This is a genomic window from Neomegalonema perideroedes DSM 15528 (genome assembly GCF_000374145.1).
In the GTDB taxonomy this organism is placed as follows: Bacteria; Pseudomonadota; Alphaproteobacteria; order Rhodobacterales; family Rhodobacteraceae; genus Neomegalonema; species Neomegalonema perideroedes.
The window spans coordinates 34,656-57,614 of sequence record NZ_KB893653.1 but is presented as its reverse complement, the minus strand read 5'-3'; the positions used below and the strand labels follow the sequence as shown (position 1 = coordinate 57,614).

Below are 22,959 nucleotides of genomic sequence, written 5' to 3'. Positions count from 1 at the left end.
CATGGGGAAGCTCTATATAGGGCCCGAGTGTGAGGAGGGCGAAACTTCGCCGAAGGAGCGTGCATATGGGTAAGATGGGCAAGGGCCTCGTCGCGGTGGTCGCTTTAGCCGCCGCCGCCTGGGTTGGCGGCTGGTTTTTCGTCAAAGGCAAGATTCCGCAGGCCGTCGCGCAGCAGACCGCGGCGCTGAAGGCCCATGGGCTGGACGTGACGCATGGTCCCGTGACCGTCACCGGCTTTCCCTTCAAGCATAACGCCCGCATCGAGAATCTGGTGGTCTCCTCGACGCAGGAGCAATTCGGCCGGAAGGTCGCGGCGACCACGACCATTCCGTGGATCGAAGGCTCTTGGGCGATGTTCTCGCCGAGCAAGGGCCAGATCACCGGCATGGCCGAGACCTCCAAGATCGATCTGACCTTGGACGACCGCCGCTTCTCCGGCGATCTGAAGATCGTCAATCTGCGCGGCTCGGCGGACGGCTCCGACTCCGCGGCCGCGGCCTATGATCTGGCCGCCGACTCCCTCGGGGCGACGCTGACCGGCGCGCTGACCGACGCCCAGAAGCTGGTCCCCGGCCCGAAAGACTTCTCCGTCGCCGCGGGCCCCCTCACGCTGAAGGGGACCACCGGCGCCGCGATGGATCTGGAGAGCGTCCTCTCGAATTTCTCGGCGACGACGCGCAGCGCCATGCCCAACCCCGCCTTCGGCGAAGAGGGGCTGGTCGACAGCGTGGCGACCATCGGGTTCTCCAGCCTGACCTCCAAAACCTCGCGTCAGGGCGGAACCCAGCGCGGCGAGATTCTGCTGCCCGCCTTGACGGATCTGAAGATCAAAACCGGCGACCGCCCTGAAATCGCGCTGCCGGTGAAGTCCACGAACGCCCGCCTGAGCTTCGTCGACGGGCCGGAGAAGATCGACTTCACTCTGGTCGGCGACGCTCTGAGCTACACGATGACTCAGACCGAAGGCCCCATCACGGTCTCCAGCGACGCCGGTTACGGGAAATTCGAATTCAAAGGCTCCGCCGATAAGGCGACCTTCGCCCAATTCGACGCCGCCAAGCTGGAGGCGGGCGTCTTGCCCGATTTCTCCAAGGTCGACGCCCGCTTCGAATATAAGGCCGCCGATTCCTACGTGGCCATGAAGTCCACGCCGAACGAGGCCGCCGAAGCCGATCCCTTCAACTCCATGCCGCCGGTTCCGGCTTTCAATCTGGACGTGAAAAGCGGCGCGAACTCGGGCGTGGTCGGGCTGCAGAAGGGCGTCTTCGACATTTCCGCCTCTTCGGCGGCGAACGTCTTCGCCTTCTCCGGCCCCGCCGAGGTTTCGGGCGACGTCGGCGACCTCGTCGTGAATCTCAAGGGCCCGCTGCTCGCCGCCGAGGCGCCGCAGCCCTTCGTCTTCGAATACGACTTCGACAAGGTGAACCTGAACGAAGGCGCTTGGGATCTGATCGATCCCACCGGGGCGCTGGACCGTCAGGTCAACCGCCTGCGGATCGCCTTCTCCGGCGACGTCGTCGTGAACGCGAGCCTCGGCGATCAGGAGGCTCTTGAGGCGGCCATGGCGGCCGGGAAGGCGCCTTTCTTCCCGAGCCGCGTCAAGATCGAGGACGTGACCGTCGACGCGCTGGGCCTCGTGGCCAAGGCGAGCGGCGAAGCCTCCCTCGATCCTGCGAATCCCTCGGCTCCGCCGCGAGGCGAAGGCTTGGTCAGCCTCAAGAACTGGAGCCCCTTCCTCACGTCGCTGGTGAACGCGGGCTTCGCGCCGCCGGACGCCTCGGCCATGGCCGAGGGCATGATCGGCATGCTCGGCGAGGAGAACGAGGCGGGCGAGACCGTCTTCCGCATCGCGGCGGGCGAGGACGGCGTGCTGACCGTCAACGACAATCCCATGGCGGAGCTGCCGGGCCTCGTCGGCGCCGCGCCCTCCGCGGAGGAGGAATGGCCCTTCGAGGAGGATCTTCCGCTGGACGAGGAGCTGAACGGAGTCGAGGAGCAGGAGCTTGCGCCGCTCGACGCGCCGGAGGCTCAGACGCCTGCGGTCGCTCCGCCCGCTCCGGCGCCTCTGGAGGCCGCTCCCGCCCTTCCCGCCCCGGCCGCGCCCGAAGGCGAGACCGAGGGAAGCCTTGAGCGGCTTCAGCAAAACCTCGAAGAGGGGGCCCACCAGCTCCATCAGGAGGCGGAGCAGGGGATCCAGCGACTTGAGGAGGGCGTCCGCGAGGGCGTCGAGGGAATTCAGGAGAGCCTGCCCAGCGGCGAGCGCATCCTTCAGGACGCCGAAGGCGGCCTTCAGCAGCTGCAGCAGGGCGTCGAGGAGATGCGCGAGGGCCTGCCGAGCGTCGATCAGCTCCGGCAGGACGCCGAGGAAGGCGTCCAGCATCTGCGCGAGGGCGTCGAAGAGGGCGTTCAGCAGCTTCAGGAGCAGGCTCCGAGCCTCGAAGAGATCCAGCGCGGCGCCGAGGAGGGCGCTCAGCATCTGCGCGAGGGCGTCGAGGGCGGCTTGCGGAATCTCGGCGACGAAGCCGAGCGCCTGCGTCAGGAGCTTGCGCCGACGGCTCCGGCCGCGCCTGCGCCGACTCAGCCCTGAGCGGCTTTCGATCTTAAAGTGAAAACGGCGGCGCCGGGGTCATCCCCCGGCGCCTTTTTCATGCACCCTCCAGCACCGAGCCTTCCAGAGTCTCGCGCACGGTCAGACGCAGAGTCTCAGGCGGGGCGCTTTCGAAGAGCCGCGCTTCGGCGCCGGTCATCCAGACCTGCGCGCCCAGATCCGCCAGAGCCTGAAACAGCGCCGCGCGGCGTCCGGCGTCGAAATGGGCGGAGATTTCATCCAGCAGCAGCACCGGCGGCGCGTCGTCGAACTCCGCCAAGGCGCGGGCGTGGGCGAGGATCATCCCGACCAGCAGAGCCTTTTGCTCGCCGGTGGAGCAGAGCGCGGCGGGCGTCTCCTTGGCGGCGTAGACGGCTTCCAGATCCATGCGATGCGGTCCGATCAGCGCGCGGCGGGCGGCGGCGTCGCGGGGGCGGCCCTCGGCGAGGCGGCGGCGGAAGGCGGCTTCGGCTTCTTCGGGCGCGAAGCCCTCGGCGAGAGCCTCCTCCGGCAGGCCGGTCAGACTCAGGCGGGCGGCGGGGAAATCCTCGGAGGCCTCTTCGGCCGCCGCCGACAAACGGCGCAGCGTCTCCACGCGGGCGAGGGAGAGGGCGGTTCCGGCGCGGGCCATCTCCTCCTCTAAGGCGCCGAGCCAGCGGGAATCGGGAGACGCCTCCTCCAGAAGCCGATTGCGCTCGCGCATGGCCCGCTCATAGGCGAGGGCGCGCTCGCCATGCTCCGGGACGAAGGCGAGGGTCAGGCGGTCCCAGAAGCGGCGGCGGTCGCCGGGGGATTCGAGAAACAAACGATCCAGCGCCGGAGTCAGCCAGACCAGCCGCGCCGGAGCCCCTAAAGCCGAACGCCCCACCTCGCGGCCGTCGAGCCGCGCGACGCGGCGGCCTTCGGAATCCGCGCCGACGCGCAATTCCGCCGAATCGGCTTCGATCTCCGGCGCGCGCCAGAGGACTTCGACGGCCCAGCCCGCGCGCTCGGGACGGCGGGCGAACTCCTCCGGCGAGGCGCCGCGCAGGCCGCGTCCCGGGGCTAAAAGCGAAAGGGCTTCGAGAAGATTGGTCTTGCCCGCGCCGTTGGGGCCGGTCAGCGCGACCGAAGCCCCGGCGGGAATCTCAAGCTGAAGGGCGCTCCAGGAGCGGAACCGCGCCAGACGCAGCCTCAGAGCCGCCCGCGCCGGAGCCCCGCCCGCCATCACACGCGCATCGGCATGACGACGTAGAGCGCGCTTTCGTCCTCGCCGTCGCGGGCGAGCATGGGGGCGTTGGGATCGGCGAGGAAAAAGGCCGCGTCGCCCTTCTCGATCTGCCCGAGGATGTCGAGCAGATAGCGGGCGTTGAAGCCGATCTCCAGAGGCGCCGCGCCATAGCCGACGAGCAATTCCTCGGCGGCGCTGCCGTTGTCGGGGCTGATCACCGAGAGGGTGAGCTTATCCTCCTCCAGCGTCAGCTTGACGGCGTTGGTCTTGTCGGTGGCGACGGTGGCCACGCGGTCCACGGCGGCGGCGAGCAGCTTCGGATCGGCGTGCAGGCGCTTGTCGTTATGGCGGGGAATGACGCGCGAATAATCCGGGAAGTCGCCCTCCACCACCAGAGAGGTGAGCACCACCGGCCCGCAGGCGAAGCGCACCTTATCCTCGGAGACCGAGACCTCGACCTCGGCCTCGGCGTCCTCCAGCAGCTTGCCCAGCTCGGTGACGGTCTTGCGGGGCAGAATCACGCCCTTGGCGGGCATGGCCTCGGCGCCCTCGGGCGGATCGGCCTCGATGCGCGCGAGGCGATGGCCGTCGGTGGCCACGGCCCGCAGACGCCGGACGCCGCCCTCGGTCTGCGCCAGATGCAGATAGACGCCGTTGAGGTAATAACGCGATTCGTCGGAGGACATGGCGAATTTCGCCTTATCCAGCATGCGCTTGAGCGCCCCCGCCTTCATGACGAAGCGCGCGGCGTATTCGGCGGCGGCCATGCGGGGAAAATCGGCGTCGGGCAGGGTGGCCAGCTCGAAGCGCGAGCGCCCGGCCACGATCTCCAGACGCGCGGCGGCGGGATCGTGGCTCAGCGAGATCTGCGCGCCGTCGGGCAGCTTGCGGATGATCTCATGGAGCGTCTGAGCGGGGGCCGTGGCGCCGCCCGGCGTCTCGACCTGAGCGGCGGCGCTCTCGACGGCCTCGATGCCGAGATCCGTGGCGGCGAGGGTCAGGCGTCCGTCTTCGGCGCGGAGCAGCACATGGGCGAGAATCGGCATGGTCTGCCGCCGCTCGACGACGCTTTGCACATGGCTCAAAGCCTTCAACAAGGCGCCGCGTTCGAGAATCGCCTTCATGGAGCCGTCCTTCGCGCTGATCCGACGATGAATCCGGGTTTTTGGGGAATCCGGGTTTTTGGGGCGGCAGATTAGCCGCCCGATTCGCAAAAGGCCAGAATCTTGCGCGTTCTGCGCCGACGTCGATCCGCGCCTCAGGCGCCTGACGCGAGAGCCCGCGCGAAGAGCGCCGGATCCACATTGCCGCCCGAGGCGACCACCACGACGGCCTCGCCCTGAAGCGCCTCGCGCCGGAAGAGCGCCGCCGCCAGAGAGGCCGCCCCGCCCGGCTCCAGCACGATCTTCAGCCTTGCGAAGGCGACGGCCATGGCGCGCAGAGCCTCTTCGTCGCCGACGGCGAGGCCCGGGCCGAAGGCGCGGCGGCCGATGGCGAAAGGCAGGAGGCCGGGGCTCGGCGACATGAGCGCGTCCTGAATGGAGCCGCCCACGGCGTGATTGGTCCGGATGGCGCCCGCCTCCAAAGAGCGCGCCCAATCGTCGAAGCCTGCGGGCTCCACGGTGCGGACGGTCAGGCCCGGCGCGCGCTCGGCGAGCGCCAGAGCGATTCCGGAGGCCAATCCGCCGCCCGAGGCGTTGACCAGAACCTCGGCCTGCGTCGCGCCCGCCTCATGGGCCTGCTCGGCGATCTCCAGCCCGACCGTGCCTTGTCCGGCGATGATGAAGGGATCTTCGAAGGGCGGAACCAAGGTCATGCCGCGCTCTTCGGCGAAACGGCGCGCGATGGCGGCGCGGTCTTCGGTCAGGCGGTCGTAAAGGACCACCTCGGCGCCGTAGCGGCGGGTGGCCCCGATCTTGGCGGCGGGGGCGTCCTTGGGCATGACGATCACGGCGGGCATTTCTTGCAGATGGGCCGCATAGGCCACGCCCTGCGCGTGATTCCCCGAAGAAAAGGCGACCACGCCCCTGATGCGGGCCTCGCCCTGCAAGGCCGAAAGCCGATTCCATGCGCCCCGGAATTTGAAGCTGCCGGTCTTCTGGAGGCATTCCGCCTTGACCAGAACCCGCCGCCCGGCCTGTTCGTTGAGGAAGGGGTCTTCGAGCAGCGGCGTGCGCCGGGCGACTCCCGTCAGTCTTCCGGCGGCGGCCAGCAGATCCCCGAAATTCGGCGGCGCGGCTTCGCCCGCCGCGGCTTTGGAGGCGGGGCTCACAGGGCGCGCTCGCGGGAATCGAGGCGGGCGAGGAAGGCGTCCAGAGCGTTCAGAGCCTCCGGCTCGTCGAGGAAGGGCGCATGTCCCCGGCCGCGCACGGTGGCGGTCACGAGATCGGGTTTGACGCGGCGCATCTTGGCGACGGTCTCCAGAGTCAGCAGATCGGAGTTCTCGCCCCGGATGAGCAGGGTCTCCTTATCGGCGAGCGCGCGGAACTGCGGCCAGAAATCGCCGCCCGGCGCGTTTTTCGCGGCGGCGAGGGCGGCGTCGCGCATTTTGGGGTCGTAATCGAGCTCAAGGCGGCCTTCGGGGGTCTCGCGGAAGCTGCGTTTGGCCCAGTCGAGCCATTGCGCTTCGCTGAGCTGGAAATCCGCGGCGTTATTGGCCTTCAGAGCGGCGACGGCGTCGGCCCAGCTCTCCAGAGGCTCGGGGCGGATTCCGAGATAGCCGAAGATCCGCGCCAGCCCTTGCGGCGCGAGCTCCGGCCCGACGTCGTTCAGCGCCACGCCCCGCACGAGATCCGGGCGGACCCCGTTGAGGATCAGCGCCTGAAGCCCCCCCCGCGAGGTGCCGACGATGGCGCAGGGGCGGCGCAATTCGCTGGAGACGAGCTGCAGCGCGTCGCCGACTTCGACGATGAGATTGTAATTCTCGAATTTCGGATCATAGCTCGAAGCGCCGCGCCCGCGGGCGTCGAGGGTCAGCACGCGGCGGTTGGAGGCCAGACGGCGGGCGAGCGGATCGAAGTCCTTGCTGTTGCGAGTCAGGCCCGCAAGGCAGATCACAGGGGTGCGCTGAGAAAAGGGCGATCCGTAATCGCGAAAGGCGAGGGTCAAGCCGTCGGCCGCGCGGAAGCTCCGCGCCCGATGGCCTTCTTGCGCCGATTCCATAGCCCCCACCCCATCTTGCGCGGCTTGCTGCGGCGAAGCGCTCCGCGGGCCTCTGATCGTCCGAAGGCCGATCTATGGGCCTCTGATCGTCCGAAGGCCCCGGAACGCCCCATTCCGGGACGGAGAGTAACGCAATCGGCGCGCAAGGCAAGGGAAAAGGAACTCGCTTCTCGCGCGTATTCTCGATTTTTCGATAAAGCCCTGCGTTGAAAAACTCAAATCAAGGCTTTGAATTTTATGACGAACATCAGGAATTCCTCAGGCGCCGGAGTTGCGCCGGCGCCTTTCAAGGATGAAAAACACGTTTACCGTTGAGCCAGCCGATGATCAGGAGCGGGCTCGCCCAAACGGAAGCGGTAAACGTAATAACCCTCCACCACGCGCTGAACGTAATTGCGCGTTTCGGAGAAAGGGATCGATTCGATCCAATCCACGGCGTCCACGCCCGGCGCGCGCGGATCGCCCAAAGCGCCGATCCATTGGCGCGCGCGGCTTGGTCCGGCGTTATAGGCGGCGGCGGCCAGAACCACGGAGCCCTCGAATTGATCGAGCACCCGCTCCAGATAGCAGGCGCCGAGCCGGATGTTCGCTTCGGCGTTCGCGGTGAGCGAGGCGGAGTCCGAGGGCGCGGCGACGCTGCGTCCGACTTCGCGGGCGGTGGCGGGCATGAGCTGCATCAGCCCGCGCGCCCCCGCGCGGCTGACGGCCTGAGCGTTGAATTCGCTTTCCTGACGGATGATGGCGTAGATGAAGGCGGGCTCCACTTGGGATCCGCAGCCCGAACGCGCGGGCAGAGGCGCCAGAGGATAGGAGGCGTTGGGCAGCAGCACGCCCTTGACCAGCGCCTGTTTGCCGACCGCCACGCCCGCGCCCCAAAGCTCGGCGTCGAGGGCGGCTTGTCCGACGCTGCGCAGCCCCGGCTCGTCGAGGTTGCGCGCCAGAGCCCCGAAATACTCCTGAGTCCGGCGGGCGTCGCCGGAGGCCGCGACGGCGAAGCCCATGCGCGCCGCGTCGCGCCAATCGGCGGGCGGCGGCGGAGAGGCTTCGGCGGCGGCCGGAGCGCGCAGCCCGTCCACCGGCGGCCCGCCGAGCTTGGTGGCCGCCAATTGGCCGTAGAAGGTGGTGGAGAAGGCCGCCGCCCGCTGACGCCAGGTCCGGGCGGCCGGAGCGTCGCCCGCGCGGGCCGCCGCCTCCCCCGCCCAATAGGCGCCGCGCGCGCGGCTGATGGGCATGCGGGCGGTCTCGTAGATTCCGCCGAAGAGATTCCGCGCCGCGCCGAGCTCGCCGGTATGGCGCAGGGCCATCCATCCGGCGAACCAGTCGAGCTCCGCCTGATCGCCGCCCGGCGCGATTCCATGAGGCGCCGCCAGATCGAAGGCGCGGCGATATTGCTTCGCCTCGAAGGCTTGGCGCGACCAAAGCCGCCGCCGCTCCGCCCAACGCTCCGGCGCGCCGAGCTTGCCCTCGCGGGTGGCTTCGAGCAGCATGGCTTGCGCTTCGGCGATCAGACCGCGTCCGTTGCGCCAGATCATCCGCCCATGCGCCACGCCCGGATGCGCCCTCAGGGCGGCGGGCAGGGCCGCGAGCAGCCCATTGGCCTGATCCTGGCCGCGCAGCAGCGCCAGCCGCGTTTCGGCGAGCCGCCGAGCCTCCGGAGCGGCCAGCGGGAGCAGGCGCTGAGCCTCGGCGAGCCTGCCCTCCCAGAGCAGCCGCTCCAAGCGGGCCTCATGGGCGCCGCGGGGCAGGGAGGCCCCATGGCGGGCGATCAATTCGCGCTCCTCGCCCGCGTCGAAGACCAGCCCCGCCCAAGCCCGCGCGGCGACCGCCGCGGCGTCGGCCTCGCGGCCCTGAGCCTTGAGCGCGTCGGCCAGACGCAGAGCGCCGCGGGCCGTCAAAGGGGCCTCCGCGCCGAAGAAGGCGACCACCCGCGCCGGAGGCGTGTCGGCGGGCGTCTTGCGTTCGGCGATGCGGCGGATCGTGGTCTCGGCGGGCCAGCCGCGATGCTCGGCGAGCCATTCGGCGGCGGAGTCGAAATCGGCGGCGCGCTCGTCCTGCAGGCGCAGCCAGCGGATCATCTGCGGTCCGGCGGGGTCGCCCGAGCGATGGGAGGCCGTGGCGGCCGCGCCCCAGTCGCCTTTTTCGGCGGCGGCGCGGGCGGCGCGCAATTCGCGCGCGGCCGCGTCGGAGAATTCGCTCAAAGGATGGGCCGGAGCCTGCGCCGCCGCGCAGAAGCTCGCCAGAAAACCCGCCAGAACGCCGATCCGCCTCATCGCCTCACATCCCGCTTTTGCGCGCGGCGCGTCCCCGAACGCCCTGAACCGAACGTCTTTGGGCCTTCTCAGCGCGCTTCGTCTTCGTCGGTCTCCTCCGGCGGGTCCGCGGCCATGGAGAGCAGGGCCTCGAGGGGCGCCTGGAGCAGCGCCTCCCGATGGGTCGCGGCCAGCACGACCTTCGGCGCGGCGCCCGCTTCATAGGCCTCGCGCCAGCGCGAGGCGCAGAGGCACCACCTGTCTCCGGGCTTCAGTCCCGCGAACCGAAATTCAGGCCGCGGAGTTGACAAATCATTGCCGCGAGTCTTGGAGAAGGCGAGAAACTCCGCCGTCAGCACGACGCAGACGGTGTGCGAGCCTAAATCCTCGACGCCCGTGTCGCAACAGCCGTTGCGGTAAAATCCCGTGAGCGGCTCGCGCGAGCAGGATTCCAACGGCCCCCCGAGCACGTTGCGCGAAGGCGCGCGGCGGCGGATCACGATCACGGGAGGATTAGGCGAGCCGCTCATCCGGAATCTCCGGCCGGGGGGTCCGGCGTAAGAGGGGGCGTCAGTCCTTCAGACGCATGATCAGGCTGGAGGTGTCCCATCTGCCGCCGCCCATGCTTTGCACGTCGGCGTAGAATTGATCCACCAGCGCGGTCAGGGGCAGTTTAGCGCCGTTGCGGCGGGATTCGTCCAGAACGATTCCGAGATCCTTGCGCATCCAGTCCACGGCGAAGCCGCGATCCGGCTGGAAGGCGCCCGAGGCCAGCCCTTCGGCCATCCAGCCATGGCGATTCTCCATCTGCCAGCTTTGCGCCGCGCCTTTGGACACCACGTCGATCACGGCCTGAGCGTCGAGCCCCGCCTTATCCGCGAAGGCCAGAGCCTCGGAGAGCCCCTGCACGACTCCGGCGATGCAGATCTGATTGACCATCTTGCAGAGCTGCCCCGCGCCCGAATCGCCCAAGCGCCGGCAAAGCTTGGCGTAGGCGGCCATGACCGGCTCGGCGCGGTCGTAGGCGGCGGGGTCTCCGCCGCACATGATCGCCAGAGCCCCGTTCTCGGCGCCCGCCTGCCCGCCCGAGACCGGCGCGTCGATGAAGAAGAATCCGCGCCGGGCCGCCTCCGCCGCCAATTCCCGCGCGACCGCCGCCGAGGCGGTGGTGTGGTCCACGCAGACCGCGCCCGGCGCCATGGCCGCGAAGACTCCCTCCGGCCCGAGGGTCACGGCGCGCAGATCGGCGTCGTTCCCGACGCAGATCATGACGAACTCGGCCCCTTCGGCGGCTTGGGCGGGGGTCGGAGCGGCGCGGCCGCCGTGCTTGGCGACCCAAGCCTGAGCCTTCGCCGGGCTGCGGTTAAAGACGGCGACCTCATGGCCCGCCCGCTTCAGATGTCCGGCCATGGGAAAGCCCATGACTCCCAAACCGACGAAGGCCGTCCGCGCCATGATCCGCGCTCTCCTGTTGATGGAAGCGCGCCCCGAACCTCGGAAAGCGCCTTGCGCCTCCTATCGTTTTGCGTCGCTTCGAGCCCCGCATGGAGCGTTGACCGCTCCGCGCAGGACGGATACGCCCCCAAGGTGGCGGGACGCGGCCCTCGGGTCAAGTCCGCCGGGCGTGAGAGCAAGGCGGCGGACATGGCGGCGGGAGCGGCGATGGGAGGATTTCTGCGGGCGGTTCGGCGGCTGACGACGGCGCTGCTTTTGGCGGGCGCGGGCGGACTCGCGCTGGCCTGGTTTCTGGCTTCGCGTTCTCTGCCCGATTACGGAGGCCGCCGGATCGCGCCGGAGCTTTCCGCCGAGGTCGAGATCCTGCGCGATTCGCGGGCCATGCCGCATATCTTCGCCGCCTCCGAACATGACGCCTTTTACGCCCTCGGCTACGCCCATGCGCAGGATCGGCTCTGGCGGATGATTCTCGCGCGCAAGACCGCGCAGGGGCGTCTGGCGGAGATCTTCGGGCCCTCGGCCTTTCGGCTGGACGAATATCTGCGGGCGCTGAATCTCACGGGCCGCGCCGAGGCCAGCCTCAGCGCGCTGAATCCCGCGACGCGGCGGATTCTGGATTCTTACGCGGCGGGGGTGAATCTGCGCCTCGCCGAGGCGCGGACGGGCCTCGGGCGCGGGGCGCCGGAGTTTTGGGTTTATTCCGATCCGCTGGAGGATTGGCGGCCCGCCGATTCCGTCGCGCTGCTGAAGCTCTTCGCGCTCGGCGCGAGCGGCGCCCAAGCCGAGGAGCTGCGGCGGGCGCTTTTGCTGAATCGTCTGCCGCCGGAGCGGGCGCTGCTGGTCTTCGAGGCCGAGGGCGCGGCGGATCTCTCGCCGCCGCCCCCCGAGATGGGGCCGCCGCCGCCGCCGCCCGGCCCTCCCGCGCGCCGCTCTCCGTCGCCGATCCCGGATCGCGACGCCGAGCGTCTGGCGCCTCATGTGGGGCTGGCGGCTTTGGCCAGCCCGGGCGCGGCGGGCGCCTCCAACGTCTGGGCGGTGAGCGGCGCGCGCACGGCGGCCCGCACCCCGATTCTGGCCAATGATCCGCATCTGCCCCTGACCGCGCCGACGCAATGGCATATGGCGCGGCTTCAGGCGCCGGGCTTGCGGGTGATGGGCGCGACTCTGCCGGGAATCCCGGCGGTGATCTTCGGCCGCACGGCCCGCGTGGCTTGGGGCGGAGCGGCGCTCGGGGCGGATGATCAGGATCTCTTCATCGAACGCATCGCGCCGGGCGACGGCTCGGCCTATCTGACCCCGGAGGGCGCTCAGGCCTTTCTGGAGCGCCGCGAGATCCTGAAGGCGCGGGGAGCGCCTTCGCGCGAGGCGACGATCCGCGAGACGCGCCACGGCCCGGTCCTGCCTCTGGAGCTCTTCGACCTCGCGGCGATCACGCCCGAGGGCCATGTCCCGGCTCTGGCCTGGACGGGGCTCGCCGAGGACGACACGACCCTCGACGCCTTCCTCGGGCTGAACCGCGCCCAGACTCTGGAGGACGCGCTGCGGGCCTCCGAGAAGATCGTGGCGCCGGCTTTGGCTCTGGCGGTCGCCGACGAGGGCGGCGTGGCCATGACGGCGGCGGGCCGGGCGCCTCTGCGCCCCGAGGCCAGCCGCACGCGGGGCTATCTGCCCGCCATGGGCTGGACCGAGGAAGGGGATTGGCTCGGCTGGATGGAGCCGGAGGATCTGCCGCGCGTGGTGCGTCCGCCGGAGGGGCGGGTGGCGGCGGCCAACGCCAAGATCGGCTCGGAGGCCTATCCGCGCCATATCTCCTTCGATTGGGACGCGCCTTGGCGTCTGGCGCGCATCGAGCGTCTGCTGGAGCGCGATCCGCAGACGGCGGCGGGCTTTCGCCAGATTCAAAACGACGTGGGTTCGGATATGGCCATCGCGGTCTCGCCGGTGATTCCGGGGCCGCTCTGGAAGGCGGAATCCGAAGGAGCTCCCCCGACCGATCCGCGTCGTCGGCGCCGTCTGGAGGCGCTCAAGCGGCTGATGCTCGACTGGAACGGCGAAATGCGCGCCGAGGCCGCCGAGCCTCTGATCTTCACCGCTTGGCTCGACGTTCTGACCAGCCGTCTGCTTAAACAGGGCTTAGGCGACGCGGCGGCGCGTCTGCCGGGCGCGCGGCCTGAGTTTCTGCTGCGGGTCTTCGAGGCGGGTCCGGTCGGCGAAGCCTGGTGCGCGGCGGCGGGGTCTTCTTCGGCGCGCGGCTGTCAGGATCTGGCGGGCGAGGCCCTCGACGAGGCGCTGGACCGATTGTCCGAGACTTGGGGGCCGGACATCTCCGCCTGGCGCTGGGGGCGGGCCCATCCGGCGATCCATCAGCACGACCCCCTCGGCGAGCGGCGGCTTTTAGGTCTGGATCTCGGCTGGATCTTCGACATCGTGCATGAATCGGGCGGCGACGATTATACGATCAATCGCGGCCTGATGCGCTGGACCGGGCCGCAGCCTTACGCCAACCGCCATTCGGGCGGCTATCGGGCCATCTACGACTTCGCCGACCTCGACCGCTCGGTCTATGCGCTGAGCACGGGGCAGAGCGGTCATTTCCTCTCGCGCTTCTACGCGGATTTCTCCTTGCTCTGGCGGGCGGGAGACTACGCGACGCTCTCCATGCTGCGCGAAGACGCCGAGGCGGGCGCCGTGGGCGTGATGCGCCTGACGCCGCCCTAACCTCCCCAAGGCTCGCCCATGCGGGCGAGCCATTCGGCCTCCTCCAGCGGCGGGCCGATCTCATGGCCCTGCGCGTAATCGAGCCCCGTCCGGCGCAGAAGCTCCAGATGCCGGGCCGAGCGCGCCCCCTCGCCGACGCTCTCCATGCCGAGCGTCCGCGCCAGAGCCCCGAGGCTCTCCAGCAGCCGCGCGCCCTGCGCGGAGTCCGTCGCCCGCTCGACCAGCGCGGCGTCGATCTTGAGCAGATCGGCGGGCAGGGCGGAGAGCCTTTCGAGATCGCTGTGGGCGGCGCCGAAATCGTCCAGCGCCACGCGGAATCCGGCGGCCCGCACCCGCTCCAGCCGCCGCGCCGCCGCGGCGTGGTCGCTCAGCGCGGCGGATTCGGTGATCTCCAGAACCAGCAGACCCGGCGCGCAGCGCGCCTGAGCGCAAAGCCGCAGAGCCATGTCGGGGAAATCCTCCGCCTCCAGCTGCTGCGGCGCGACGTTCACCCCGAGCCGGAAGCTCCGGTCCGTCGCGCGGCTCCAGCGGGCGGCGGCTTCGGCGGCCATGCGCAGAGCCGCCTCGCCGAGCGGCAGAATCAGGCCGCGCCGCTCGGCTACGGGAATGAAGCTCGCCGGGCCGGGCGCGGCGGGAGCGGTCAGCCGCAAAAGGGCCTCGGCGCCGGAGATCCGCCGCCTCCGCAGATCGAGCAGCGGCTGATGGAGCAGCTTCAGCCCATCCGTCTTCAGCGCGGCGCGCAGGAGGGCCTCTAAGGCGGAATCGGCGCGCGTCAGCTCCCGGCGCAGCCTCTGGCGGGCCTGAGCCGCCGCCGCCCGCCAGATCCGGAGGTCGCGCCTTCCGGCGCCCGCCATGTCGGGGCCTTTTTCGACAGAGGCCCAGCCCATGGCCGCCTCCGGCGCCAGCCGCAGGCCGCCCACCGCCAGAGCGGTCGAAATCCGCGCCCGCATCCGCTCGCCGAGCGCCCGCGCGCCCTGAGAATCGGCGGTCGCCGCCACGAGGAACTCGAAGCTTTCGCCGAGGCGGATCCGCAAGCGGTCCTCCGGCCTCAGGCCGTTGCGCAGCCGCGCCCCGAGCGCCGCCCCCGCCGCCCGCCGGAGCGCCGGATCCCGCAGACTTTCGGCCTCTTCGTTCTGAAAGCGCGCCGAAAGCCGGATCAGCGCGCAAACCGCTCCGCCGCCGCGTCCTCGCCGCAGGCTCCCTCGTCCATCAGATCCCACAGAGATTCACCCGGCTTCACCCGCGTCGCTTCGCCCGCGTCCCGTCGCGCCCGGAGCATTCAAATCACGTAAAACGTCCGCGCATCATCGCGTATCCGGAGCGTCCTCCGCAAGCAGGGAAAAGAGGAGATGGTCCTCCGGACGGCCGTTGACCTCCAGATAGCCGCGCGCCAAGCCTTCTTGCTGAAAGCCCAGACGCCGCAAAAGCCGCTGCGAGGGGAGGTTGGCGGGCAGGCAAGCCGCCTCCAGCCGCCGCAGACCGAGCTTCCGGAAGGCGTGGCCGCGGGCGGCGTCGACGGCTTCGGTCATCAGGCCGCGTCCGGCGTAGGATCGGCCCATCCAATAGCCGATCTGCGCCGAAGAGGAGGCGCCGCGCCGGATCTGGGTCATGGAGAGCCCCCCCACCACCTCCTCCCGGCGCTCGCGCAGGAAGAGCAGCCAGAAGCGCGCGCGGTCGGCTTCGGTCTCGGCGCGCATCCAGGCCAGCCGCCGCCGCCAGGAGGCGCGGCTGAGATGGTCGCTCGGCCAAAGCGGCTCCCAGGGCTGGAGGAAGTCGGCGCTGGCCCGCCGCACGGCGATCCAGGATTCGCCGTCGGCGGCGCGCGGCGTCCGCAGGATCAGCCGCGCCGATTCGAGCCGTTCGCCGTCGCGCGCGGGAGGCTCGGGCGGCTCCACCGCCTCCCGGATCCTCCGGAGAAGATCGAGGGGCGTCCGCATCTCAGCCCGCCAGCCTTTCGACGAAGGCTTCGGTCTCCAGAGCCTTGTCGATGGGGCCGTAGAGCGCGAGGGCCGGGGCGCGCTTCAGAAGATCGGCGCCGAAATCGCGGAGCTTCGCGGCGTTCGCGGAATCAACGCGGTCGAGGGTCTCCTCCGTGGGGACGACGCGGCCGTAGGTCAGCAATTGCCGCGCGAGCCTCTCGGCGCGGCTCATGGGCGATTCGCGGCTCATGAGGATGGAGGCGCGGATTTGAGCCCGGGCGCGGGCGGCCTCCTCCTCGGAGAGGGCGGAGGCGCCTTCCTGCAATTCGTCGACGAGCGCGCCCATGGCCTCGCCGATGCGGGCTTCGCCGACTCCGGCGTAGACGGTGAATTCGCCGCTGTCGCTCTGGCTCTGGGCGAAGGCCGAGACGGTGTAGCAGAGCCCGCGCTTTTCGCGGATCTCCTGAAACAGCCGCGAGGACATGCCGCCGCCCATGGCGGTGGCGTAGACCTGCGCCAGCCCGAGCTTCTCGGCCTCCAGCGCGCCGGGGGCGGGCAGAGAGAAGGCGACATGCGCCTGCTCCAGAGATTTCTTCTTGCGCTTGACGCCGCCGGTGAAGCGGGCGGGGGCGAATTCGGCGCGGGCCTCGGGGGCCATGTCGCCGAAGAGCCCTTCGACGAGCTTGAGGATCTGGTCATGGTCCACGGCGCCCGCCGCGGCCACCACCATGGAGCCGGGCTTGTAATGCTTGCCCATATAGCCCTGAATCTGCTCGCGCTTCAGAGCCTTGACCGTCTTGCGCGTGCCGAGGATCGAGCGCCCGAGGGGCTGGCCCTCATAGCTGACTTCCTGAAGCCATTCGAAGAGCACGTCGTCCGGGGTGTCGAAGCATTCGCCGATTTCTTGGAGAATCACTTCGCGCTCGCGCTCCAGCTCCTGCGGATCGAAGACCGAGTCGCGGAGGATGTCGGCGAGGATGTCCAGCCCGAGCGGAACGTCTCCGGCGAGCACGCGCACCACATAGGCGGTGGATTCGCGGGCGGTGTAGGCGTTGATCCAGCCGCCGACGTTCTCGATCTCCTCGGCGATGCGCCGGGCGCTGCGGCGTCGGGTGCCTTTGAAGGCCATATGTTCGAGGAAATGGGCGGCGCCGTTCTCGGCGGGGGCCTCCGAGCGCGCGCCCACGTCCACGAAGACGCCGAGGGCGGCGCTTTCGAGATGGGCCATGCGCTCGGTGGCGACGCGCAATCCGTTGGGCAGGCGGTCGACGCGGATCATGCGCGCGCCTTTCCGCGGATATGGGCCTGAACGGCGGCCAGATCATTAGGCAGGCGCGTCACGCGCTCGGGGCGCGCATGGAGGTCGGCCAGATGCGGCGGCGGCGCGGGACGCTCGCCCGTGGCGGCCTCGACGGCCTCGGGGAACTTCGCCGGATGGGCCGTGGCGAGGGCGACCATGGGCAGGCGCGAATCGCCTCTCGCGCGAGTCGCGGCGGAGATCCCGACCGCGCTATGCGGATCGACGAGGAAGCCCGCCTCCTTGCGGATTCGCGCGATGACGGCCTGAGTCTCGGCTTCGTCGGCGGAGGCGGAGTCGAATTCGGCCCGCAGCCGCTCCAGAGCCTTGGGCGGCAGGGCGAATTCTCCCTTTTCGGACAGATCCCGCATCAGCCGGGCGGTCGCGGCGCCGTCGCGGTCGAGCAATTCGAAGACCAGACGCTCGAAATTCGAGGAGATCTGAATATCCATGCTCGGGCTGCTGGTGGGGAGCGTCGCGGCGGCGCGGCGGTAGATTCCGGTTTTCAACGTGCGGTCGAGAATGTCGTTGGCGTTGGCGGCGACGACCAGCCGCCCGACGGGCAGGCCCATGCGCTTGATCGCCCATCCGGCGAAGATGTCGCCGAAATTCCCGGTGGGCACGCTGAAGAAGACCTCGCGCCCCGGCCGCGCCCCGAGCGCCGCCAGAGCCCGGACGTAATAAACGCTCTGGGCCAGAACCCGCATCCAGTTGATGGAGTTCACCGCCCCGAGATTCAGCCCGTCCCGGAACTCGAAATCGTTGAACATGGCCTTGAGCAAGGCTTGGCAATCGTCGAAATCGCCCTCGACGGCGAGGGCGTGGACGTTGGCCTCGACGGGCGTGGTCATCTGCCGCCGCTGGAACTCCGAGACCCGCCCATGCGGATAGAGGATGAAGACGTCGACGTTCTCGCGGCCTCTGAAGGCCTCGATGGCGGCGGCGCCGGTGTCGCCCGAGGTCGCCCCGACGATGGCCATGCGGGCGTTGCGCCGCGCCAGAGCCGCGTCGAAAAGCTGGCCGATGAGCTGCATCGCCACGTCTTTGAAGGCGAGGGTCGGGCCGCGGAAGAGCTCCATCAGCCAGTCGTTCGGGCCGATCTGGACCAGAGGCGCCACCAGCTTCGAGTCGAAGCGGCCATAGGCGGCTTCCAGCAAGGGGATCAGCTCGGAGTCCGGGAAGGCCTCGTCCATGAAGGGCCGCAGGACCCGCGCCGCCGTCTCGACGTAGCTCAGGCTCGCGAAGGCTTCGAGATCGGCCTGCGAGAAGCCCGGCCAGCTCTCAGGGACGTAAAGCCCTCCGTCGCGCGCCAGCCCCGTCAGCATGGCCTCTTCGAAGGGGAGGACCGGAGCGGCGCCCCGCGTGCTGACGTATCGCATTCGTGAAGTCTCCATGTTCGATCGGCGCCGCCGCCTTGCGGAGGCGCGCCTTACTATCCCCGACCGCGCGGCGATGGAAAGGGGGATCGGGGCGGCGGGCGCGTTCTGCGGCGCCGCGCCGGGGTCCGTTCGGACGGGGCTCTTGAGGATTTGCGCCGGGGGGCGTCAGAGCCTCAGCGTCCCGTCTCCTGAATGCGGATCTGGCGGGCGCGCAGCAGAATGGCGTCCTCCAGCCTGCGGGCGGTGTCGGCGGCGACCGGAGCGTCGCGCCATCCGCCGAGTCCGTCGCTCACCTGCCGGTTGACCACCACCTCGAGCCCGGCGGCGTTGAGGTCGGCGCCGCGCACATAGGCCGTGGCCTTGACGCGCTCGTTGGGATTGGTCCCGATTCGTCCCCAATCGGTGGTGATCGCCCCGCCGAGCGGATCGGCCGAGGCCAAAGGCAGAACCGACAAAGTGTCGAGCGAGGCCCGCCAGAGATAGGCGTTGACCCCGAGCGTCTCGACGGCGCCGCGCCGGTTCGAGGCCGCGCCGAAGAGCTTCAGCCCGCCGGGGCCGAAGAGGCCGGGCTTGGAGGTTTCGATCGGATCGGGCGGCCCGACCTCGACGCCTTTGGGGGTCGAGCATCCGCTCAGAACCAAGGCCGTAAGAGCCGCCGTCGCGGTCGCGCGCGCGCGTTTCGTCATTGGGATATCCCCTTCAAGGGTCTTCCGTCGGACCGAGCCGCCGGAGCCGTCGTCTTCGGGCGCCGCCTCGGGCGCCGAGGCGCAAGAGCGGAATTCCTGAAAAGAATCTAAACAAGGGCGCTCCGGATGCCAAGCGCCGCAAACCGCCTCCGGAGGGGTAAAATCCGAGGCGTTCGAAGTAAAAACTGTGTCCGGCTTGTAACAACGCGACCCCGTCGTCAGGGGTGGTCCTATTCCGACTTGACCAAAGAGGCCCCGATCAGGCTACAAAGCGCGAGGTGGAAGAGCGTTAATCGGCTTTCGCCGCGCATGCAAACGAACTCACACTACAGTGCGAGGGACCAAATGAAGAAGATTCTTTTCGGCACTTCCGCCTTGATCGCGACGACCTTCGCGTCTGTCGGCGGCGCCTCGGCGGCCGGCCTTGAGCTCGGCTTTTCCGGCAGCTACACCTTCGGCGCCGGCTATCTGCATTCCAAGGCCTTCACCGACCGCACCTCCCGCGGCGCCTTCATCGCCGACGGCGAGCTGATCGCCACCGCGCGCGGCACGCTGGACAACGGCCTGACCTTCGGCGCCCGTCTGGTCTTCCCGATCGAGACCGCTTCCTCGCCGAGCATCAACCAGAACAACTGGACCATCGGCGGCCACGGCGACCACTACACCGAGTCGGTGGGTTGGGTCGAAGGCGGCTTCGGTCGTCTTGAAGTCGGCCATGAGGACGGCGCGCACGACCGCAGCACCCCCGGCGTGTCCGGCACCTGGTTCAACGCGGCCAACGGCGGCGGCTTCCTCTTCGATTATTTCGACACCACCGACGGCGGCTGGAGCTTCGACGGTCGCGAGACCAACGATCGCCTGAAGGTCACCTACTGGACCCCCTCCTTCTCCGGTTTGAAGGCTGGCGTCTCCTACGTGCCTGACGCGACCCGTCCGACCCGTCACACCAACACCGCCCTGACCACCAGCGACGACGCTTGGGAGTTCGGCGTCCGCTACACCGGCAACTTCAACGACGTCACCGTCGACGTCGGCGGCGGCTACACCATCGACCCCGCCGGCCGCAACAGCGACGATTCTTGGGCTGTCGGCGGCAACGTCGGCTTCGGCCAGTTCACCGTGGGCGCGGCCTATGAGGACGACGGCAACGGCTGGGACGGCTTCGGCGTCGGCGGCGCTTACAACACCGGCCCCTGGACCTTCGGCGCCGCCTATGGCCGCGGCGACTCCATCACCCGCAGCAAGGGCGACGTCGCTCAGGGCGCCTCGCTGGGCGTCGACTACGAGCTCGGCCAGGGCGTCGTGATCTCGGCCGGCGTCGAGTGGGTCGATCCGCCGAACGCTTCGGACCGCTTCGGTGCGGGCCTCGTGACGCAGCTCTCCTTCTAAGGATCGCCTGCGCGCGCCAGTATTCGACTTTTGAGCGGGCTTAGGCCCGCTCTTTTTTCGCCCTGATTGTTCTTGAAATATTCTAGTTTTTCGCCTGTATGAGAAAAAGCCCGGCTCCTCTGGAGCGCGAGTTTTCACTTTCGCGGCGTCCCCCAACCATGGTATAGATCGGCCCGCTACCGACTTGCGGATGACTTGAGCTTCGGAAACGAGCTGAAAAAACGGCCGCTGGACGGCTGAGCTTTCGTTTGGACGCCGAATTTCAGGAGCATGCGATGACCGCTGGCACCGTCAAGTGGTTCAATCCCGAAAAGGGATATGGTTTCATTCAGCCCGAGACCGGAGGACAGGACGTTTTCGTCCATATCTCCGCCGTCGAGCGCGCTGGCCTCACCACCCTCACCGAGGGGCAGAAGATCAATTTCGAGCTGATTCAGGACCGTCGCGGCCGTTCTTCGGCGGGCGAGCTTCGAGTTACGGCGGCGCGCTGAACGCACGTCCGCCTTCATGCTCTTGAAAACGGCGAAAGCGGCCTGCGAAGGCCGCTTTCGTCGTTTTAAGGCGGTCCTCAGGCGCGGATCGGCCTTCCTCCTGCGGGCGCGCCGGATCCGAGGGCGGGCCTGCCGCCTGCGCCGCCCTTCCGCAAGCTGTTTCGTCTTGGTTTTCCGGGTCTCGTCTTGCTGAAACCCGAGGCGCCTGCAAGTAACGGAGCGCGCCGTGACTTGGCGCGGCGCTCCGACGAGGCGGCCGCCTGCTCTCCGGCGGCGTTTCAGAGCGTCGCGGGGCGGGTCCGGCTGACGCGAAAGACGCTCTCGCGAGAGGCGTCGGGCCGGGAGCCTCAAGCCCGAGGCGGGCGGAGTTCCGGAGGGGCCGCAAAGCGAATCCGCCCCGGAGAAGCCTCCGAGGCGGATCAGAAATCTTGAGAAGAAGGCCGGTTCGGCCGGACCGCGCGCAGCGGCCTCACGCGAGGCGGCTTCCGGCGTAGATGGTCGTCAGATTGGAGACGCGGGCGAGGTTGCGGCCGTAGACGTCGCCGGCGACGACCTGCTGCTCGGGCTGAGCGCCGTAGCTCTGCTGCACGACGAAGTCGATGTCGCCGCGGCTCAGGCCGATGTCGGCCAGCTGGCGGTCGGTCATGGAGCCCAGTTCGGAGGCGAGGGCGCGGCTCTGAGCCTGACGGGAGAAGTAGGAGACGATGCTCTTGAACATGATGCGATCTTTCTAAAAGGCCGTTGCGAGGCGGTGGTTTTTACTCTCGGATTTTCCCGATCGCCGGATGCGAGGAGGAAGTTCCGCGCCGCTCTCTTGTGCAATGCAATATAGGCGAAAACCCCCGAAACTCCAATCCCGCTCCGGCGCATATCACCCTTGTCGGCGGCGCAAGGCTCTCTCAAAACGATTTGAAAGCCTCTGAGCGGGCGGAAATCAGTTTCTTGCGCGTTCAAAGGAAAGCCTGCTCCGAAATCGCTTCGCGGGCGCAAAAAAGACGCCGCGCCCTCTTGGAAGGCGAAAATCACCGGCTCCGGAGGCTTCTCGGGGCGACGCGCAAAGGCGGTCCGCCGGTCGGCTTGAGGCTCAGGCGGGTCAGAGGCCGCACCTCGGCGCCTTCCACGGGCGCGAAGCTCAGACGGCGCAGGATCTCCGCCAGAATCAGAATCGCCTCGGTCATGGCGAAGCTCGCCCCGACGCAGATTCTCGGGCCCGCGCCGAAGGGCATGAAGGCGCCTTTGGGAATCCGGGCGGCGCGCTCCGGCGCAAAGCGCTCGGGGTCGAAGGCGTCGGGCTTCTCCCAGAGCCGCCGATGACGATGGACCGTGTAAAGCGGGATGATGAAGACGTCGGTCGGGCGGATCTCCAGATCCCCGAGGCGATCCGGCCCCACCGCCGTCCGCAGAGCCGCCGGAATGGTCGGATAGAGCCGCAGAGCCTCGTTCAGCGCCTGCTTGAGATAGGGCAGGCGGGCGACGTCGGCGGCGCGGGCGGGGGATTCGCCCAGAACCTCGCGGATTTCGGCGGCGGCGCGGTCCTGCGCCTCGGGATGGGTCGCGAGGAGATGGAGGCTCCAGGCCAAAGCCAGAGCCGTGGTCTCATGCCCGGCCACGATCAGGGTCAGGACGTTGTCGACGACGGCCTCGTCGTCCAGCCGCGCGCCGGTCTCGGGATCCGCGGCGGAGATCAGGCGGTCCAGCAGATCGGGCGTTTCGGAAGAGGCGCCTTGCGCACGGCGCTCGCGGGTCAGCTTGCGGAAGGCCTCGCGCAAGCCCGCCACCGCCCGGGCGCCGCGCGCGACGCGGGGCCTCGGCAGCCATGAGGGCGTCTTGACGAGGTCCAGCGGCCCGAGCCGCCCCGCCGTGTCGAGATAGACGTCCACCGCCTCGCGCAGCTCCTGACGGTCGAAGCCCATGTCGCCGCCGAAGAGCACGGCCATGATGACGTCGTAAGTGGCGTAGGCGGTTCCCTCCGAGGCGCGGACGATTCCGCCGGGCGTCTCGGCCCAAGCCTCGGCGAGCTCGATTCCGGCGCGGGTCATGGCGGCGGCGTAGCCCTCGAAGGCGCGGGGCTGGAACAAGGGCGCGATGGCCCGCCTTTGGCGTCGCCAGACTTCATCCTCGGCGAGGATGAGCCCCTCGCGCAGCCCCGGCCCGAGGATCCGCCGCGTCAGGAGGCTTTTATGATAATTGGCGGCGTTCTCGACGAGCAGACGGCGCGTCTCCTCCGGCCCGGTGAGATAAAAGACCCGCGGCCCGAAGCTCGTCGGCTGCTCGACGAGGAATTCCTCATAGGCGGCTTGCGGGACCATCTCCATATCGTCGGCGCCGCGGAGCATCCGCCAAAGCGCCTGAGCCACGTTCAGCGGCTTGGGCGGCGGCGAGAACCGCGGCGGAAGGACGGATTCGGCCATGAAGC

18 protein-coding genes are annotated in these 22,959 nt (G+C 69.2%); 4 read left to right on the top strand and 14 right to left on the bottom strand.

Translation table 11 applies throughout. The annotated features are described in order from the left end of the window. The first annotated feature begins 65 nt into the window (after positions 1 to 65). A complete protein-coding gene (locus B161_RS0100210) occupies positions 66 to 2,588 on the top strand; it encodes a DUF2125 domain-containing protein (protein WP_018631328.1) in 2,523 nt (840 codons plus the stop codon). A 58-nt stretch (positions 2,589 to 2,646) separates the two neighbouring features. Here the strand turns inward: B161_RS0100210 and recF are convergent, their stop codons facing one another. From recF to B161_RS0100175, 7 genes are all read right to left on the bottom strand, one after another. Beyond that, positions 2,647 to 3,795, bottom strand: a complete 1,149-nt coding sequence (gene recF, locus B161_RS16025) for a DNA replication/repair protein RecF (protein ID WP_018631327.1) — start codon at positions 3,793 to 3,795, stop codon at positions 2,647 to 2,649. Next, the gene (gene dnaN / locus B161_RS0100200) at positions 3,795 to 4,922 is read right to left on the bottom strand and encodes a DNA polymerase III subunit beta (protein ID WP_018631326.1); all 1,128 of its coding nucleotides are present in this window, start codon (positions 4,920 to 4,922) and stop codon (positions 3,795 to 3,797) included. Before dnaN ends, recF begins: the two co-directional genes overlap by 1 nt. 134 nt (positions 4,923 to 5,056) lie before the next feature. Beyond that, a complete protein-coding gene (locus B161_RS0100195; protein ID WP_026310084.1) occupies positions 5,057 to 6,013 on the bottom strand; it encodes a threonine ammonia-lyase in 957 nt (318 codons plus the stop codon). Between the two features lie 53 nt (positions 6,014 to 6,066). Then, positions 6,067 to 6,960, bottom strand: coding sequence for an alpha/beta fold hydrolase (locus tag B161_RS0100190; RefSeq protein ID WP_018631324.1), 894 nt, complete (start codon positions 6,958 to 6,960; stop codon positions 6,067 to 6,069). Positions 6,961 to 7,265: 305 nt separating this feature from the next. Next, complete coding sequence (locus B161_RS16020; RefSeq protein ID WP_018631323.1) at positions 7,266 to 9,230, bottom strand: lytic transglycosylase domain-containing protein; 1,965 nt, start codon at positions 9,228 to 9,230, stop codon at positions 7,266 to 7,268. Between the two features lie 68 nt (positions 9,231 to 9,298). Next, positions 9,299 to 9,739, bottom strand: coding sequence for a DUF2237 family protein (locus B161_RS0100180; protein ID WP_018631322.1), 441 nt, complete (start codon positions 9,737 to 9,739; stop codon positions 9,299 to 9,301). A 40-nt stretch (positions 9,740 to 9,779) separates the two neighbouring features. Further along, positions 9,780 to 10,664: an NAD(P)-dependent oxidoreductase gene (locus B161_RS0100175; protein ID WP_018631321.1), complete on the bottom strand. Its 885-nt coding sequence runs from the start codon at positions 10,662 to 10,664 to the stop codon at positions 9,780 to 9,782. Positions 10,665 to 10,871: 207 nt separating this feature from the next. Between B161_RS0100175 and B161_RS0100170 the strand changes: the two genes are divergently transcribed. Further along, positions 10,872 to 13,382, top strand: coding sequence for a penicillin acylase family protein (locus B161_RS0100170; protein ID WP_026310082.1), 2,511 nt, complete (start codon positions 10,872 to 10,874; stop codon positions 13,380 to 13,382). On the opposite strand, the gene B161_RS18390 is transcribed toward B161_RS0100170, so the two are convergent. From B161_RS18390 to B161_RS16010, 5 genes are all read right to left on the bottom strand, one after another. After that, the gene (locus B161_RS18390; RefSeq protein WP_018631319.1) at positions 13,379 to 14,602 is read right to left on the bottom strand and encodes an EAL domain-containing protein; all 1,224 of its coding nucleotides are present in this window, start codon (positions 14,600 to 14,602) and stop codon (positions 13,379 to 13,381) included. The two genes, B161_RS0100170 and B161_RS18390, sit on opposite strands and share 4 nt — an antisense overlap. An 84-nt stretch (positions 14,603 to 14,686) precedes the next feature. Further along, positions 14,687 to 15,319 (bottom strand): GNAT family N-acetyltransferase, encoded by a 633-nt coding sequence (locus B161_RS0100160; RefSeq protein ID WP_018631318.1) that lies wholly within the window; start codon positions 15,317 to 15,319, stop codon positions 14,687 to 14,689. 1 nt (position 15,320) lies between these two features. After that, positions 15,321 to 16,580 (bottom strand): M16 family metallopeptidase, encoded by a 1,260-nt coding sequence (locus B161_RS0100155; protein WP_018631317.1) that lies wholly within the window; start codon positions 16,578 to 16,580, stop codon positions 15,321 to 15,323. Further along, positions 16,577 to 17,977: a threonine synthase gene (gene thrC, locus B161_RS0100150; protein ID WP_018631316.1), complete on the bottom strand. Its 1,401-nt coding sequence runs from the start codon at positions 17,975 to 17,977 to the stop codon at positions 16,577 to 16,579. The genes B161_RS0100155 and thrC overlap by 4 nt, the downstream gene beginning before the upstream one ends. A 173-nt stretch (positions 17,978 to 18,150) precedes the next feature. Then, positions 18,151 to 18,663: a DUF3576 domain-containing protein gene (locus tag B161_RS16010; protein ID WP_018631315.1), complete on the bottom strand. Its 513-nt coding sequence runs from the start codon at positions 18,661 to 18,663 to the stop codon at positions 18,151 to 18,153. A 345-nt stretch (positions 18,664 to 19,008) separates the two neighbouring features. On the opposite strand from B161_RS16010, the gene B161_RS0100140 reads away from it, so the two are divergent. Then, on the top strand, positions 19,009 to 20,052 hold the full coding sequence (locus tag B161_RS0100140; RefSeq protein WP_018631314.1) for a porin: 1,044 nt from the start codon (positions 19,009 to 19,011) through the stop codon (positions 20,050 to 20,052). A gap of 275 nt (positions 20,053 to 20,327) precedes the next feature. Then, positions 20,328 to 20,543: a cold-shock protein gene (locus B161_RS0100135; protein WP_018631313.1), complete on the top strand. Its 216-nt coding sequence runs from the start codon at positions 20,328 to 20,330 to the stop codon at positions 20,541 to 20,543. Between the two features lie 469 nt (positions 20,544 to 21,012). On the opposite strand, the gene B161_RS16005 is transcribed toward B161_RS0100135, so the two are convergent. Together B161_RS16005 and B161_RS0100125 are read right to left on the bottom strand one after the other, a co-directional pair. Further along, the gene (locus tag B161_RS16005; RefSeq protein ID WP_018631312.1) at positions 21,013 to 21,261 is read right to left on the bottom strand and encodes a DUF1127 domain-containing protein; all 249 of its coding nucleotides are present in this window, start codon (positions 21,259 to 21,261) and stop codon (positions 21,013 to 21,015) included. Positions 21,262 to 21,565: 304 nt separating this feature from the next. Continuing rightward, a complete protein-coding gene (locus B161_RS0100125) occupies positions 21,566 to 22,954 on the bottom strand; it encodes a cytochrome P450 (protein WP_018631311.1) in 1,389 nt (462 codons plus the stop codon). Positions 22,955 to 22,959 lie beyond the last annotated feature (5 nt).